The following is a 654-nucleotide window of genomic DNA, read 5'->3' as shown; positions in this document are numbered from 1 at the left end:
CCCAATCGGTTTATTTCAGGGTCTTTTTCTCCTTCACCCATCAAGGTTTTTTGATGTTTTATCAAATATTCCAAAACCTTACTTGTCAATATGTTGATTTTGACCCTCCGGTTGACCAGTGCTTTAATTTCAGAATCGCGGAAATCAGCATCCAAAAATCTTCCGGTAACTTTTTTCCACTCATCATCCAGCTTTTTTGCAGCTTCAAAAAATTCTGGGGAGTGCGTCGAATTTTCTCCAGCTCGGTTAAATTCATCTTGTGCCACCATCAATTTCGAATTAGACTGTAAAACGATTTCGAAAAATTTAACCAAATCCGCCCGCCCGTGTGGCGATTTTACATTTGAAATAGGAATCGGCTCCAGCAGTTTAGGATCAGGTTCGGGAAAGTCGTTGATCATTTTGGCATACCCGGCAGGCAGCATGACCTTGCCTTTGGAAGTTTGCACCGCGACGCGTTTTTCGGCAACGGGTTTGGCAGCGGTGCTTACGCTGACAGTCAATGCGGATGCGGTCAGCAACACTGAAACGAAACGGATGAAGGCAGTCATAGAGCTCCTGAAATATTGCGTTGATAATCTGTTAGTCCAGCGGTGGTAAAAAAGGTTTCTTATTTTCAGACGACCTTGGAGAAGGAATCCGATTGTTGGATAT

General features: G+C 43.6%; 1 protein-coding gene. It reads right to left on the bottom strand.

Annotated elements, in window-relative coordinates:
* The coding region (locus tag ACTHUR_RS14985) for a hypothetical protein (protein ID WP_440399397.1) at positions 1 to 524 on the bottom strand (524 nt) is incomplete at its 3' end.
* Positions 525 to 654: the final 130 nt, after the last annotated feature.

This window comes from Neisseria sp. P0021.S007, from assembly GCF_051956855.1.
This window is presented reverse-complemented; position numbering and strand designations above follow the sequence as displayed.